This window comes from Nocardioides zhouii (genome assembly GCF_004137345.1).
In the GTDB taxonomy this organism is placed as follows: domain Bacteria; phylum Actinomycetota; class Actinomycetes; order Propionibacteriales; family Nocardioidaceae; genus Nocardioides; species Nocardioides zhouii.
Map to the genome: position 1 here is coordinate 1 of NZ_SDWV01000020.1, position 14,012 is coordinate 14,012.

The window sequence follows — 14,012 nt, forward strand, 5'->3', positions numbered from 1 at the left end:
CCTTCGCCGACCGCTGGCCGGCAGCAGAGACCTACTAATGGAAACCGCCGGAAACACCGTTACTGAAACAGTCCCGGTCAGACCGGTGATGCTGAATCAGCAGGACCGTGGGCCGCGATGGACGGCCCGACAAATCCAACGCCCGTCGGATTGTGGCGTCACCCGTCACGTCCACGTCGGCTTCGTTGCTTGTGTCTTTCATCGCGCAGTTGAACGTGACCTTAAGGCACTGCACAGCGCCGCGAATCGGCGCGGTGACAAAGGACCGCCCTCGCGGCCGTTGGTGCCGGTCTCGTTCCCATACGGTGACGGCGCTACGACACGGGGTCGTCGTCCGTCTCATGGTCGAGGGCCGCGAGCAGTGCGTCCTCCTGCGCTGCAGCTACTTGCACCAGAAGGGCATCATCGGGGGTGACGGGTCGCAGTGTCCGCTCCAAGTGCGCGGCCGGGGTCGGATCGACGGTCGGGTCGCGCTCGATGTAGTGGCCCTCTGTGATCGCCGTTGAGGAGTGCCCGAGGAAGGCTGCTGCCGCGTCGCTGCCCATCCCCCTGGCGATGACCGTGGCGCCTGTGCGTCGGTACCAGCGGAGGCTGATCCCAGAGTCACCGAGGTCGGCCCCGACCAGGAAGTCTCGGAAGGTGCGCCGGACGTTGTACGGGCTGAGCGGACCGCCCGTGCGGCTGGCGAAGATCGTCCTGGCCTCCTCGACTCCGATGGAGCGGCGTCGCAAGACACTTGCCGCGAACTCGGGTACCGGGATCCGCCGGATCGAGGCTTCGGACTTGGGGCGGTCTTGGCGGATCGCACCCTGGCCTTTGCGTTGGACAACGGTGCCTGTCACCGCTGCGACCATCCCGGCCGGGCGGTCGTCGAGATCGCACGGGCGCAGCGCGAGGACCTCTCCGGTGCGCATGGCTGTTCCCAGGAGCACCTCGATGATGTCGCGGACCTGCCCGTCGGGTTTCGGTCCTGGCAGGCCTGGCTCGCTTCTCCAGTTCGCGGCGGCCGTGCGGATTGCGGCGATCTGTTCGAGTGTGAGGGCCCTTGGCTGGCTCTTCGGGTGACGCAACGGCGTGGTCCCTGCGACGGGGTTACGGGTCACCGCGTCGTGCCTCAACGCGAATCCGAAGAGGAGGTTCAACAGGGTTCGAGACTGGCGCGCCCGCGAAGAGGAGATCGCAGCCTGCGACTTGAGGAACCATTCGACCCGGCCGGTGGTGATCTCGACGAGCGTGTAGGGCTCGAACGCCGGCAGGACGTGCAGACGCACCTGGTCGCGGTAGTTCTGCTTGGTTCCTTCAGCGAGCTGCTGGACGGCGAGGTCGGCCAGCCACACCTCGACCAGATCAGCGAAGGTGCTCTGCGCCAGGAGGGCCTTGGTGCCGCCGAAGGTGGGCCGATTCACGAGCCGCTCCCTGAGGACTCGTTGCGCCTGAGCCGAGGTCCGTGCGGTCACTCGGACGTGTCGCAGCCGTCCGTCCGCATCGCGGATCCGGGTCTCGGCTATCACCCGGTCACCTCGGCGGCGTACCGCGATCGACCCATAGGCGCCCAGGGGAGTACGGGGGCGCGCCATCAGTGCCCCCTCGGCTGGTGCCGTCGATCGTCCTCGCTCTCCAGGCGCGTCAGCCACGCCTCGATCTCACTGGTCCGGAAGCGCAGCTGACGCCCCACCCGGAAGCCGCGTGGCCCGCGTCCTTGGCTCCGCAGGTCGTAGATCGTCTGAGCACTCACCTGCAGCTGCACGCAGAGCTCGGACAGGGACAGCACGCCGTCGGCCAGCGACAGGGACGTCACGTGGGCGGAGCGGTCTCGGATCTTCTCGGTTGTCATGACCCTCAGGTGTCCGAGGGCTCCCGGGAGCCGACGAGAGCGCCCGAGATGGGGCGAGGCAAGCAGCCCTGTCGGGCCCAATGTGCGGAGTAAACGCGGAGTGGCCATCCCAATCTCCTTCATCAGGATGTCGGGATGGCCACTGACCTGCGGTTTTTGTGGAGGTGAGGGGACTCGAACCCCTGGCCTTCTCGATGCGAACGAGACGCGCTACCAGCTGCGCCACACCCCCACGCGCCTCACGGCGCGACGCCAAGATACACGAGCAGATCGGGCCCCACCGAATCGGCCTGCGGGAGCGTCAGGCGCCGCTGGCGCGGCGGGCCTCGTCGGCGTCGCGGGCCGACTTGGCGGACTTCTCGGCGGAGCGGGCGAGGGCGGAGTCCTCGTCGTTGCGGCCGCTCGACCACACGCCCGTGGAGTCGAGGTCGATGGTCGAGACCGTACGACGCTGGGCGGCGGGCTTGCTGACGTAGGTCGGGAGCGTGGTCGGGACCATGTCCCAGCCGCCGGGCACCGGAGCCTCGGCGCGGACCGCGGGGGCCTCGGCGGGCGTCTCGGCCGGCGCGGGTGCGCTCGGGGTGCGGGGCTGCGGCGGTGTCATGGGCATCTCGCCGGTCATGTCGAGGTCGTCGTCGTCCGCCTCGATGTGGGGCGGGTAGCCGATCTCGATCGCGGAGCGTACGTCGCGCTGGCGGCGCTCGGCGCGGACGGAGACGCGGCAGGCGACCAGCCACGCGACGAGCACGCCGACCGGAGCGGCCACCCACGGCGAGGAGATCACGGCGCCGGCGGCCAGGCCGATGACGACGGCGTTGGCGAGAGCGATGAGGGCGAGGACGTTGCGACGACGCTTGGCGGCGCGGCGGGCGGAGGCGCGCTCGGCCTGCGGCGACGTACGGACCGGAGCGGACGGGGCAGCCGGCACGGGCTCGACCGGCGCGTGGGCCTTGGTCTCCACCGGGGGCCGGAGTGCGGCGCGGATCGGCGCGACGACGAGCCGGGCGCTGCGGCGGTCGACGGGCTCGCGGCGAGCGAGCACCCGCATCGTGTGCGAGAACTTCTCGACCGACCGGCTGCGGACCACCTCGTCGTGGTGCTTCAGGGCCTTGGGGATCAGGTAGACGGCCCACGCCACGGCAAGGGCGACGAAGATGAGAGCGCTCAGGTCCACGCTGGCAGCGTAGGAGGGCGGAGCACGAGCGAGGCGGATGTCAAGTGGTGTGTCGCAGAACTACTGGTGTGACTGATGTGTTTCGAGGCGCGCGCTGACTCCTTCGGGGCACTCCTCCACCGTCACCGCGAAGATCCGGTGGTCGCGCCAAGCGCCGTCGATGTGGAGGAAGCGCGGCGCGTAGCCGACCTGCTCGAGACCGAGCTTCTCCACGACGCGCAGCGAGTTCGTGTTCTCCGGTCGGACGCAGATCTCGATGCGGTGCAGGCCCACGGGGCCGAAGCAGTGGTCGATCACCATCGCGACGGCCCGCGGCGCGACGCCGCGGCCGGCGACGTCCGCGGACAGCCAGTAGCCGATGGACGCCCACTGCGCCGACCCGCGCGCGACGTTGCTGACGGTCACCTGGCCGACGAAACGCCCGTCGACCTCGACGACGAACGGCAGGCACTGGCCGCGCCGCGCCTGCTGCAGCAGGGAGCGCACGACGTCCTTGTACGACGAGGGGCGCGGCGTCGCGCCGGGCGGGACGGTCGCGTCCCACGGGCGCAGCCAGTCCTGGTTGCGGGCGCGCACCGCCTGCCACTCGTCGGCGTCCGACCGGCGCAGCGACCGGACCACCACGCCGTAGGACTCCAGGCGGGCGGGCCAGCCGGGCGCCGACCCCGACAGCGCGTTCAGTGGTCGCTCCCGACGACCTGCTCGACCGCGTGGGCGAGGACGGGCTCGAGGACACCCAGGCCGTCCTTCACGCCGCCGCGCGAGCCGGGGAGGTTGATGACGAGGCAGTCGCCCGAGATGCCGGCGAGCCCGCGCGAGAGCATCGCGGTTGGCACGCCCTTCGCGACCCCGGCGGCGCGGATCGCCTCGGCGATGCCCGGCACCTCGCGGTCGAGCAGCGGCGCGGTTGCCTCGGGCGTACGGTCGGTCGGGGTCAGCCCGGTGCCGCCGGTGGTGAGGACGACCCGGGCACCCGCGGCGACGGCGGCGGCGATCGCCTCGTGGACCGGGTCGCCGTCGGGGACGACGGCAGGCGCGTCGCAGTCGAAGCCCTGGCCGCGCAGCCAGTCGGCGATCAGCGGTCCGGTCTCGTCGGCGTACACCCCCGACGCGGCGCGGTTGGACGCGACCACCACGGCCGCCCGGAGGCTCATCGGACCCACTGCCCTCACCTGGACCACTGGCCGGACCGGCCGCCGGACTTCGTCTCGACGCGGATGTCGGTGATGACCGCGGCCTTGTCGACGGCCTTGACCATGTCGACGACGGTGAGCGCGGCCACCGAGACGGCGGTCAGCGCCTCCATCTCGACGCCGGTGCGGTCGGTGGTGCGGACCGTCGCAGTGATGTCGACGGACTCGTCGGTGACGGCGAGGTCCACCGTGACCCCGGAGATCGACAGCGGGTGGCACAGCGGGATCAGCGCCGGCGTCTGCTTGGCGCCCATGATCCCGGCGATGCGGGCCACTGCTAGCGCGTCGCCCTTCGGCACGCCCTCGCCCCGGAGGAGGGCGATGACGGCGCGGCTGACCAGCACCCGGCCGGTGGCGGACGCCGTACGCGCGGTGACGGGCTTGTCGCCCACGTCGACCATCCGGGCGGCGCCGGTCTCGTCGACGTGCGTCAGCCGCTCGGGTGCCATCAGAACTCCTCGTCGAGCTTGCGGACCGCCACCATCTCGCCGGCGCTGATCGACGTGACGTCGGCGGGCACCTCGATCAGGCAGTTGGCGGTGGCCAGGTCGCCGATGAGGTGGGAGCCGTGGCCCCCGACCGGCGAGACGAAGCTGCCGCCGCGGTCGGTGTCGAAGACTCCCCGCACCAGCTGGACCTTGCCCTCGGGCGAGGAGATCCCGTGGGTGAGGCGGGCGCGCGAGGTGGGCCGGACGTAGGGCAGCTTGCCCATCATCCGGCGGATCGCGGGCAGCACGAACATCTCGAAGGAGACGTAGGAGGAGACGGGGTTGCCGGGCAGCGTGAAGACCGGGGTGGCGTCCTCGCCGATCGTGCCGAAGCCCTGCGGCTTGCCCGGCTGCATGCCGACGCCGCCGAACCACATCGTGCCGTGGTGCGACAGCGACTCCTTGACGACGTCGAAGTCGCCCTCGCTGACTCCCCCGCTGGTGACGACGAGGTCGGCGCGGACCAGCTGGTCGCTGAGTGCCTCGGTGAAGGCGTGCGACTCGTCGGGGACGATGCCGACGCGGTAGGCGATCGCGCCGGCCGCGCGGGCGGCCGCGGCGAGGAGGTAGGAGTTGCCGTCGTAGATCGAGTCGTGGCCCAGCGGCGTGCCGGGGTCGCGCAGCTCGGAGCCGGTGGAGATCACCACGACGCGAGGACGCGGGCGCGTACGCACGGTGGCGCGGCCGACGGCGGCGAGCATGCCGAGGTGGCGCGCGCCCAGGACGGTCCCCTCCTCGAGCAGCATGTCGCCCTCGGCGATGTCGTCGCCGGTCGGGCGGATGTGCTGGCCGGGGCGGGCGGGCCGGTCGATGCGCACCTGGGCGACGCCGCGGTCGGTCCACTCGTACGGTACGACCGTGGTCGCACCGGCGGGCACGGGCGCGCCGGTCATGATCTTGACGGCCGTGCCCGGCGAGAGCGCCAGGATCGACGACTGGCCGGCACCGATCTCGCCGACGACGGGCAGCGTGACCGGCGCGTCCTCGGTGGCGCCGGCGACGTCCTCGGCGACGACGGCGTAGCCGTCCATCGCGGAGTTGTCGAAGCTCGGCAGCGAGATCTGCGCCACGACGTCCTCGGCCAGCGCAAGGCCCAGGGCCTCCATCAACGGCTGCGGGAACGCGGGGAGCGGCGAGACGGTGGCGAGGATGCGCTCGACGTAGTCGGCCACCGGAAGGAGGCCGGGGAGCGGCTCAGCCATGCTTCTCCTGCTCATCGAGGACGGTGCCGCCCTCGACCCGCTGGGCGGCGGACGACGCGAGGGCCACGTCGCCCACGACGCGTACGCCGCGGCCGAAGGTCCAGTCGCCCTCGACGGTGAACGAGTCGGCGTCGCGCAGCGAGGGCGCGCCGTCGGGGAAGCGCTTGTCGAAGTCGCCGACCAGCTTGTAGAAGTCGCCGTCGAGCGAGACGTACGGGACGTCGTCGCCGGCCTGGTCGAGCACGAAGTCCTTGCCGAGGTCGTAGACGTCGGAGCGCAGCACCAGGAGGTCGTCGGTGGTCTTCACCGGGACGAAGCGGTCGCGACCGACCTCGATGGTGCGCGCACCCTCGAACACCTCGATCGCCGCGCCCATCGCGGTCTCCACCTGGATCACCTCGGGGGTCGACCGGTCGGCCGGGTCGAGGTGCTTGACGTTGCGGATCAGTGGAAGGCCGAGGATGCCGCCGCGCGCATTGAGCGTGTCGGTCATCGCCTCGATGTCGAACCACAGGTTGTTGGTCGAGCAGAACCGGTGGCGGTCGAGGTCGGTCAGCGCCTCCCGGTCGGCGTCGGGCGTCTGCGCCGACTCCCGGAGCACGATGCGGCCGTCGCTCTTGCGGCGGGCGAAGTGGCCACCCTTGCGGTCGGACGGCGTACGTCGCACGGCCTCGATCGCGAACGGGGCGCCGCTCTGCGCGAACCAGCCGGCGACGCGCGCGTCGGGCACGGCGCCGAGGTTGTCGGAGTTGGAGACGAATACGTAGCGGTAGCCGGCGTCCTGCAGCCGGGCGAGCAGGCCGGTGCCACGCAGCGCGGTGTAGATGTCGCCGTGCCCGGGCGGGCACCACTCGAGGTCGGGGGCCTTCGGGTACGCCGCGGGCATGAGGTCGGCAGCGAGGAGCTTGGGCTCCTTGTTCTGCAGGAACTCCAGCGGCAGGCCGTCGACCGGCAGGTCCTCGTAGCGGGCGAGTGCCGCCATCGTGTCGGACGAGGTGCGGAACGAGTTCATGAACAGCAGCGGCAGCGTGGCGTCGTACTGCTTGCGGAGGTGCAGGACCTGGCGGGCGATGATGTCGAGGAAGCTCAGCCCGCGGCGTACGCACAGCAGCGACTTGGCGCGATCCATCCCCATCGACGTGCCGAGGCCGCCGTTGAGCTTAATGACCGCCGTCTTGCCGATGGCCCGGGTCGCGACGTCGTCGGGCACGTCGACGTCGGCCAGCGCCTCCATGTCGAGGGGCTCGATCGTGTCCTCGGCGATCATGCCGGTCTCGCCGTGCTCGAGGAGCCGGTAGTAGTGCGCGAACGTGTCGATCGCGACCTCGTCGACGCCCGCCTGCCGCATCTTCTCGCGCGCGATCTCGAGGCCTCGGCCGTTGCCCTTGCTTGCCATGCTTCGATCGTAGGCTGCTGAGGTGGACACAGGACACTCGGCAGACAATGCGGTCGCCAAGGGCGCGGTGCGCGACCAGGTGCGGGCCGCCCGTCGGCGCCGCCCGCTGGCCGCCGCGGCCGACTTCGCGGGGTCCGTCTCCCGCGTCGCCCTCGGCTGGGCGCCGGTGCGCGACGCCGCCACTGTGGCGGCGTACGTCTCCGTCGGCAGCGAACCGGGGACCGGGCTCCTCCTCGACGCGCTGGTCGCCGCCGGCAAGCGGGTGATCGTGCCGGTGGTGCTGCCCGACCTCGACCTCGACTGGACGCTCTACTCCGGGCGTGACGACCTCGCCTCCGCAGTGCGCGGGCTGCTCGAGCCGACCGGACCGCGGCTCGGCGTCGACGCCGTCGGCGGTGCCGACGTGGTGCTCGTCCCCGGCCTCGCCGCGTCCCCCTCCGGCGAGCGGCTCGGCCAGGGCGGCGGCTGCTACGACCGCGCGCTCGCCCGGGTGCCGGCCGGGACCCCGGTCGCGGTCGTGCTCTACGACGACGAGGTCGGGGTTGCCGTACCGACCGACCCCCACGACCTGCCCGTCGGGTTTGCGCTGACGGGGAGCGGGGTGGTCGCCCTGTCGGAGTCACCGCTTCAGCGGTGACTCCCGCGCGACTGTGCTGTTGCAACGGCACAACCGCGCCGAACTCCGCCCAGCGCCGTGACGCAGGAGACCTACGGGACTCCTGAGACTGTCCCGGCGACCCCTCCGTACGCCCCCTCAGCCTCCCGGCAGCAGCACCAGCCGGTCGTCGGTCGCCGCCTCGACGGCGGAGACGGAGTACGCCCAGGGCAGGGTCTGGCCGGCGACGTAGAGCTCGGTCTGGTCGGAGTAGTGCGACGACGCGGGGTGGCCGGAGACGCCGGTGAGGTTGATCCAGCGCGAGTCGTCGAAGTCGGCGAGCGAGACCACCATCCGCATGGACGGCGCGGCGGTGACCTCGTAGCCGTCGACGGCGTTCCACGACGTGGCGTCGACGATCGACCCGCCGCCGCCGACCTGCCAGCCGTCACGGTTGAAGAGCCGCTCGATCGGCGCGATGCCGGACTCGCCGAGCGTCGCGTTGTGGAGGTTCATCCGGTGCAGGTGGCCCCAGGTCCAACGGCGCGGGTCGCGCGCCTGGCGCCGGGTGAGCTCGTCGCGGGCCTGGAGCATCGCCTCGCGCAGGATGTCGTCACGCGTCTCGACGACGCCCTCGGTGTCGACGTCGTCCCACCAGGGGCCGGCGGGCTCGGGCAGCATCGCGCCGACGACGCGGAACCACCGGTCGCCGCCGTCGGGCCACGAGCGCGTACGCAGGTCGTCGTGGAAGGTCAGCTCGAGCAGCTTGCGCCACACCACGTTGAAGTACGCCGCGGGCGCACTGTCGGCGGGCGAGGAGAGGTCCCAGCCGCGGAACAGGTCCTGCGCGTTGCGGTAGTAGCGCCCGGGCAGGTCCTCGATGTCGAGCAGGTAGGGCACGAGCATCCCGGCCATCGGGTTCGCCGAGTCGAGCTGCAGGCTCGCCATCTCCTGCACCGACAACTCGCCCTCGGCGGCGAGCAGCTCGCGGATGCGGGTTGAGCGGTACCCGTAGTCCCAGTCCTCGGTGAGCAGGTAGGGGTAGTCCGGGCCGATCACGGCCTGGTTGGCGGTGACGATGAAGCCCTCGGCGGGGTCGAGCACGCTGGGCAGGCCGTCGAACGGGATGTAGTCGCCGGTCCAGTCGTTGGCGCTGATCCAGCCCTCGACGGGCATCGTGCCGTCGTTGCCGGAGCGACGGATCGGGATCCGGCCGGGCGACTGGTAGCCGATGTGGCCCTCGCGGTCGGCGTACACCAGGTTCTGAGCCGGGACCGCGAAGTCGGCGGCGGCCGCGCGGAACTCGTCCCAGTTCGACGCGCGATTGAGCTCGAGGATCGCGTCGGCAGTGGGCGCCGGGTCGAGGGCGGTCCACGCCAGCGCGACGGCGTACCCGCTGCCACGCTCGCCGGGCTCGTCGGTCGGCGCATTGGCACCGACCGTCGCGAACTCCGACGACACGTCGCTGATCAGCGGTCCGTGCACCGTCTCGCGCACCCGGAGCGAGACGTCGTCCTCGCCGCGGACCTCGATCGTCTCGGTGCGGACCTGCATCGGCACGCTCTCGCCGTCGCGGACGTAGCGGTCGTCGCCCTCGGTCTGCTCGAGGAAGAGGTCGGTGACGTCCGGGCCGAGGTTGGTGAAACCCCAGGCGACGTCGGCGTTGTGGCCGATGATCACGCCCGGGACGCCGGAGAAGGTGAAGCCCGAGGTGTCGAGGGTGCACTCCGCGGAGATCTCGCGGCAGTGCAGCCCCATCTGCATCCAGATGCCGGGCTGGCTGATGCCGAGGTGCGGGTCGTTGGCCAGCAGCGGCATCCCGGTGGCGCTGTGCTCGCCGTCGACGACCCACGAGTTGCTGCCGACACCGCGCCCGGACCCGACGAGGTCGGGCATCGCCGCGACCGTGTCCTGCACGCGATCGAGGGCGGCGACGACCTCCGGCGGGTACGCCGGGCGGGTCGGGTTGCGGGTGCCGTTGGCGGTGGCGTTCTGCTCGAAGACGCCGTCCACGACGCCGCCGCCGGAGACGATCGGCGGGTGCTGGTCGAAGGGGTACGCCGGCCAGAGCGCGGCGATCTCGTCGGGGGTGTGGTCGACGGACAGCTGCACCCGGTCGACCTCGGCGTCCATGTTGCCGCGCAGGTCCCACGCCATCGCCTTGAGCCAGGCCAGCGAGTCGACCGGCTCCCACTCCTCGGGCGTGTAGTCGAGCCCGCTGAGCCCGAGCACGGCGTACTCCGCGGCCATCTCCGAGGGCTTGCGCTCGGCGAGGTAGGCGTTGACCCCCTCGGCGTACGCCGTCAGCGCGTCGCGCGTGGCCGGCTGGAGCAGCGCCCACTCCTGCTCGGCGACGCCGCGCCAGTCCATCGTGCGGATGAACTTGTCGGTCTCGAGGGTGTCCTCGCCGAAGATCTCCGAGAGCCGGCCGGCGGTCACGTGGCGCCGGAAGTCCATCTCGAAGAACCGCTCCTGCGCGTGGACGTAGCCCTGCGCGCGGAACAGGTCGGCGTCGGTGTCGGCGTAGAGCTGCGGGATGTCGTAGTCGTCGCGCAGCACGTCGACCGACGCGGTCAGCCCCGGCACCGTCACCTCACCGCTGGTCTGCGGCAGCGGTCGGCGTACGACGCCCACGACGGCGGCCGCCAGCACCACCAGCACGAGTACCACGCCCACCGCGGTCCAGGCCGTCCAGCGCACCGCGCGCGGCAACCGGCGGAACGCCTGCCACCGGCTCGTACGCGGGGTGTCGGCGGAGTCGGCTCCGGCGTCGGGGGCAGTATCAGGGGAAGGGGTGGGGGGCTGGTCGCTCATCGCGTGCTCCATTGTGCCGTACCATTGGCAGTCGAACGGCCTGAGTGCCAGCGCGTCGCGCAGGCCCGGCCGAACAGCCCCATCACTGCACCACCCAGTCGTCCCCCGCTGTCTTCCGAGGATCCCACGATGCCCACCTACCAGTACGCCTGCACGGAGTGCGGTCACGAGTTCGAGCAGTTCCAGAGCTTCAGCGAGGACACGCTGACCACCTGCCCCGTGTGCGAGGGCAAGCTGCGCAAGCTCTTCAACGCGGTGGGCGTGGTCTTCAAGGGCTCGGGCTTCTACCGGACCGACAGCCGCAAGGACTCCTCGTCGTCCGTCCCCCCGTCGACCCCCTCCTCGGCGCCGGCCGCGGCCTCCACGTCGGGCTCGTCGTCGTCGTCGGACTCCTCGAGCTCATCCTCGTCGTCCTCGTCGTCCCCGAAGACCTCTTCCTCCTCCTCCTCCTCCTCCTCCGACTGACCGTCTCGGTCGTCGCGTAGCCCGCGTATCGAGACCCCCTGTGGAGAGCCCCGGCACGACCGGGCCTCCGCGGCCTAGCGTCGGGGGATGTTCCCGGGACTCCCGCCGGCGCGGCGCCGGCTTCGCGCCGTACGCCAGCAGCTGCGCCGCCGCCGCCGGGTGATCGCGGCGCTCCTCACCGCCTGCGCGGTTCTCGCCGCGCTGCGTACGGTCGCTCCCCCGCCGCCGGAGACTGTCGACGTGCTGGTCGCGGCCCGCGACCTGCCGTCGGGAGCCGTCCTGGATGACGACGACCTGGTGCGTCGCGCGTTCCCGGCCGACCTCGCGCCACCCGATCTTGCGGAGGCCGCAGCGGGCCGGGTGCTGGCGGGCCCGATGGGCCGCGGCGAGGTGCTCACGGACGTACGCCTGGTCGGTCCGTCGCTCGCCGACGCGCGGCCGGGAGAGACGGTGATGCCCGTACGCCTGCCCGACGCGGGGATGGCGGCGCTCCTCCGAGCCGGCGACCGGGTCGACCTGGTGGCCACCGATCCCGGCACCGGCGAGACGCGCGTCGTGGCGAGCGACGTCACCGTCCTCGCGACGCCGACCGAGGTTCCCGACGGCCCCGCTGGCGGCGCTCTCGTCGTGGTCGCCGCGTCAGCGGACGAGGCGACCGCGGTCGCCAGCGCGGCGCTGGCACAGTTCCTGACGGTGGCCTGGAACCGCTAGCGTGCTGTGCATTCACTCATTCCGCCGGCCCTCTCGGGGGCCTCACCAGGGGAGGCACACCATGGGTGGCTTCAAGGCATTCATCCTCAAGGGCAACCTGATCGAGATCGCCACCGGACTGATCATGGCGCTGGCTTTCGCCTCGGTCGTGAGCACCTTCACCGCGTGGCTGCTCGGGCTGCTGCCCGACACGAACTCGCAGATCTTCTCCACGGCGCCGGAGAGCTTCGGCGCCTTCCTCAACGCCGTGATCTCGTTCCTGATCATGGCCGCCGTCGTCTATTTCTTCGTCGTCACGCCCTACACGAAGGCCAAGGAGCGCTTCTTCCCGTCGGAGGAGCCCGGCACCCCGGCCGACGTCGCCCTCCTCGAGGAGATCCGCGACCTCCTCGCCACGCGCGGCGGCACCGCGGTCTGACCCGACCTCACGTCGAACGGCCCGTCCCGGAAGGGGCGGGCCGTTTCGCCATCCCCCGGCGCACCCGCCCGCCCGCTCGCCCGGGTAGCGCGATCAGCCGTGGTGCGGCGGCACCTCGTTGCGATACCAGTCGTCGCCCTTGCCGGCGCGGTCCTCGCGGGCGTCGGTGTCGTCGCTGGTCTGCTCCGGTACGTCGTCGCCGAAGGCCGCGGCCAGGCGACGGCGACGCTGCCACTCCGGCTCCTGCTCGACAGGAACGTCCGGAGTCGTCATGCGCAGACCCCGAAGATCTGCTCCTCCTCGGGCTCCGTCGTCTCGGGAGCCGTCGGCGTGGAGGGAGTCTCGGAGGCGGTCTCGGACGGCGTCTCGCTCGGGGTCTCGCTCGGGGTCTCCGAGGGCGAGGGCGACTCGCTCTCGCCGGCGGTCGGCGACTCCGACGTCCCGGGTGGACCCTCGGCGCTGACGGACGTGCCGCCGATGAGCTTGGGCGGGAGCACCTTGTCGAGGGCGAGCAGCTTCCAGATCTCGGTGGCCTGCTCGGTCCAGAAGACCTTGCCGCTGAACTCGGGGTCGTCGACCGGGAAGTAGTCGGTCGGCAGCGTCACGAACTTGACCTTGTCGAGGCCGATGTTCTGCAGCTGGAGCGCCACCCGCGCGATCTTGGTGACGTCGTCGAACTCGTCGTCGGTCTGCAGCGCGTTGGTCGCAGCGTTGAGGAACCGGACCACCTTGTCCGGTCGGGTGAGCGTGCCGGCCGACTTCACCTGGCGTACGAGCGCGCCGATGAACTCCTGCTGCCGCCGGATCCGGGAGATGTCGTTCTGCTGGATCTTCTCCCCGACGTAGCGGGCCCGCACGTAGTCGAGAGCCTGGTCGCCGGTGAGGTTCGACGGGTTGCCCTTCGGGACGAAGATGCCGTGCGCCCTGTCGACGATGTCCTCCGGCACGCAGACGTCCACGCCGTCGACGGCGTCGACCATCTTGCCGAAGCTGCCGAAGTCGACGACCACGAAGTGCTCGACGCGGATGCCGGTGTTCTCCTCGAGCTGGCGAAGGGTGCAGGTCGGGCCGTTGAGGTCGTAGGCGATGTTCCACATCACCTCCGTCGCGGGCGGCGAGTCGCACCCGCTCTCCGGCCGGTCGACGATGGAGTCGCGCGGGATCGAGACGGCGTACGCCCGGCTTCGGTCGGCAGACAGGTGGATGAGGATGGTGGTGTCGGAGCCGCCGCCGCCCTCCTGGTCGATGTCGCAGCCCTCGCAGTCGCGCGAGTCCGAGCCCATCACGAGGATGTCGAGCGGCTCGCCGTTGCCCGTGTAGACCTCCTCCGGACGCTCTTCCTCACCACCGAGGTTCTCGAGCGAGATCCCCTCGATGTTGCCGTTGAGGTGGCGGACGAGGTAGACGACGCCCAGCGCGGTGACCATCGCGAGCACGACGGCACTGATCAGGATGACGCGACCGACCGTGTGCTTGCGCGTGACCTTGCCCTTGCGCCTGGGCGCGCCGTCGGGAGGCTCCGGACGCAACTCATCCGACACGGGGCTCACCTTCGACAGGGGTGTACTGGCTGACGGGGACTGAACCTACTTCACGACTGCAAGATTTCACCTTCCACCGCAGGCGCGATTTCGACCGACGTACGCCCGCGGGCGCGGGCCGGCGTACGCCGTCGTGGTCCTCACCACGGGTCCCATCCACAGGTGCGGACCCAGTCAGCGG

Annotated in this window: 15 protein-coding genes and 1 tRNA gene; 4 read left to right on the forward strand and 12 right to left on the reverse strand. The window is 71.3% G+C overall.

Annotation, left to right across the window (positions count from 1 at the left end; translation table 11 throughout):
• Window positions 1–314 precede the first annotated feature (314 nt).
• The 9 genes from EUA94_RS16990 to EUA94_RS17030 all read right to left on the reverse strand — a co-directional run bounded on the left by EUA94_RS16990 (window position 315) and on the right by EUA94_RS17030 (window position 7,287).
• Window positions 315–1,406 (reverse strand): site-specific integrase, encoded by a 1,092-nt coding sequence (locus EUA94_RS16990; protein WP_165356951.1) that lies wholly within the window; start codon window positions 1,404–1,406, stop codon window positions 315–317.
• A 170-nt stretch (window positions 1,407–1,576) separates the two neighbouring features.
• Window positions 1,577–1,834: a helix-turn-helix transcriptional regulator gene (locus EUA94_RS16995; RefSeq protein ID WP_165356952.1), complete on the reverse strand. Its 258-nt coding sequence runs from the start codon at window positions 1,832–1,834 to the stop codon at window positions 1,577–1,579.
• Between the two features lie 159 nt (window positions 1,835–1,993).
• A tRNA-Ala gene (locus tag EUA94_RS17000) sits at window positions 1,994–2,066 on the reverse strand.
• Window positions 2,067–2,135: 69 nt separating this feature from the next.
• The gene (sepX, locus tag EUA94_RS17005; protein WP_129428093.1) at window positions 2,136–3,008 is read right to left on the reverse strand and encodes a divisome protein SepX/GlpR; all 873 of its coding nucleotides are present in this window, start codon (window positions 3,006–3,008) and stop codon (window positions 2,136–2,138) included.
• A gap of 60 nt (window positions 3,009–3,068) precedes the next feature.
• Complete coding sequence (locus tag EUA94_RS17010; RefSeq protein WP_242494940.1) at window positions 3,069–3,632, reverse strand: GNAT family N-acetyltransferase; 564 nt, start codon at window positions 3,630–3,632, stop codon at window positions 3,069–3,071.
• Window positions 3,633–3,685: 53 nt separating this feature from the next.
• The gene (locus EUA94_RS17015) at window positions 3,686–4,162 is read right to left on the reverse strand and encodes a MogA/MoaB family molybdenum cofactor biosynthesis protein (protein WP_129428095.1); all 477 of its coding nucleotides are present in this window, start codon (window positions 4,160–4,162) and stop codon (window positions 3,686–3,688) included.
• A gap of 14 nt (window positions 4,163–4,176) precedes the next feature.
• Window positions 4,177–4,650 (reverse strand): cyclic pyranopterin monophosphate synthase MoaC, encoded by a 474-nt coding sequence (gene moaC / locus EUA94_RS17020; RefSeq protein WP_207210601.1) that lies wholly within the window; start codon window positions 4,648–4,650, stop codon window positions 4,177–4,179.
• On the reverse strand, window positions 4,650–5,891 hold the full coding sequence (glp, locus tag EUA94_RS17025) for a molybdotransferase-like divisome protein Glp (protein ID WP_129428096.1): 1,242 nt from the start codon (window positions 5,889–5,891) through the stop codon (window positions 4,650–4,652). Before glp ends, moaC begins: the two co-directional genes overlap by 1 nt.
• Window positions 5,884–7,287 carry a UTP--glucose-1-phosphate uridylyltransferase gene (locus tag EUA94_RS17030; RefSeq protein ID WP_129428097.1) on the reverse strand — a complete coding sequence of 468 codons (1,404 nt, stop codon included), beginning with the start codon at window positions 7,285–7,287 and terminating at the stop codon, window positions 5,884–5,886. Before EUA94_RS17030 ends, glp begins: the two co-directional genes overlap by 8 nt.
• Before the next feature lie 22 nt (window positions 7,288–7,309).
• On the opposite strand from EUA94_RS17030, the gene EUA94_RS17035 reads away from it, so the two are divergent.
• Entirely contained in the window at window positions 7,310–7,924 is a 615-nt protein-coding gene (locus EUA94_RS17035) for a 5-formyltetrahydrofolate cyclo-ligase (RefSeq protein WP_129428098.1), read from the forward strand.
• 117 nt (window positions 7,925–8,041) lie between these two features.
• Here EUA94_RS17035 and EUA94_RS17040 read toward each other — a convergent pair whose 3' ends face one another.
• Window positions 8,042–10,696 carry a penicillin acylase family protein gene (locus tag EUA94_RS17040; protein ID WP_129428099.1) on the reverse strand — a complete coding sequence of 885 codons (2,655 nt, stop codon included), beginning with the start codon at window positions 10,694–10,696 and terminating at the stop codon, window positions 8,042–8,044.
• 129 nt (window positions 10,697–10,825) lie between these two features.
• Between EUA94_RS17040 and EUA94_RS17045 the strand changes: the two genes are divergently transcribed.
• From EUA94_RS17045 to EUA94_RS17055, 3 genes are all read left to right on the forward strand, one after another.
• On the forward strand, window positions 10,826–11,161 hold the full coding sequence (locus tag EUA94_RS17045) for an FmdB family zinc ribbon protein (RefSeq protein ID WP_129428100.1): 336 nt from the start codon (window positions 10,826–10,828) through the stop codon (window positions 11,159–11,161).
• A gap of 87 nt (window positions 11,162–11,248) precedes the next feature.
• Window positions 11,249–11,872 (forward strand): SAF domain-containing protein, encoded by a 624-nt coding sequence (locus EUA94_RS17050; protein ID WP_129428101.1) that lies wholly within the window; start codon window positions 11,249–11,251, stop codon window positions 11,870–11,872.
• A 61-nt stretch (window positions 11,873–11,933) separates the two neighbouring features.
• Window positions 11,934–12,290 (forward strand): MscL family protein, encoded by a 357-nt coding sequence (locus EUA94_RS17055; RefSeq protein WP_129428102.1) that lies wholly within the window; start codon window positions 11,934–11,936, stop codon window positions 12,288–12,290.
• A gap of 93 nt (window positions 12,291–12,383) precedes the next feature.
• Here the strand turns inward: EUA94_RS17055 and EUA94_RS17060 are convergent, their stop codons facing one another.
• A complete protein-coding gene (locus tag EUA94_RS17060) occupies window positions 12,384–12,563 on the reverse strand; it encodes a hypothetical protein (protein ID WP_129428103.1) in 180 nt (59 codons plus the stop codon).
• Window positions 12,560–13,831: an LCP family protein gene (locus EUA94_RS17065; protein ID WP_129428104.1), complete on the reverse strand. Its 1,272-nt coding sequence runs from the start codon at window positions 13,829–13,831 to the stop codon at window positions 12,560–12,562. Before EUA94_RS17065 ends, EUA94_RS17060 begins: the two co-directional genes overlap by 4 nt.
• Window positions 13,832–14,012 lie beyond the last annotated feature (181 nt).

Coding starts and splice junctions, on each gene's coding strand:
- EUA94_RS17015 (WP_129428095.1), bottom strand. CDS start 4,162: ATGAGCCTCCGGGCGGCCGTGGTGGTCGCGTCCAACCGCGCCGCGTCG.
- EUA94_RS17050 (WP_129428101.1), top strand. CDS start 11,249: ATGTTCCCGGGACTCCCGCCGGCGCGGCGCCGGCTTCGCGCCGTACGC.
- EUA94_RS16995 (WP_165356952.1), bottom strand. CDS start 1,834: ATGACAACCGAGAAGATCCGAGACCGCTCCGCCCACGTGACGTCCCTG.
- EUA94_RS17040 (WP_129428099.1), bottom strand. CDS start 10,696: ATGAGCGACCAGCCCCCCACCCCTTCCCCTGATACTGCCCCCGACGCC.
- EUA94_RS17055 (WP_129428102.1), top strand. CDS start 11,934: ATGGGTGGCTTCAAGGCATTCATCCTCAAGGGCAACCTGATCGAGATC.
- EUA94_RS17060 (WP_129428103.1), bottom strand. CDS start 12,563: ATGACGACTCCGGACGTTCCTGTCGAGCAGGAGCCGGAGTGGCAGCGT.
- glp (WP_129428096.1), bottom strand. CDS start 5,891: ATGGCTGAGCCGCTCCCCGGCCTCCTTCCGGTGGCCGACTACGTCGAG.
- moaC (WP_207210601.1), bottom strand. CDS start 4,650: ATGGCACCCGAGCGGCTGACGCACGTCGACGAGACCGGCGCCGCCCGG.
- EUA94_RS17030 (WP_129428097.1), bottom strand. CDS start 7,287: ATGGCAAGCAAGGGCAACGGCCGAGGCCTCGAGATCGCGCGCGAGAAG.
- EUA94_RS17045 (WP_129428100.1), top strand. CDS start 10,826: ATGCCCACCTACCAGTACGCCTGCACGGAGTGCGGTCACGAGTTCGAG.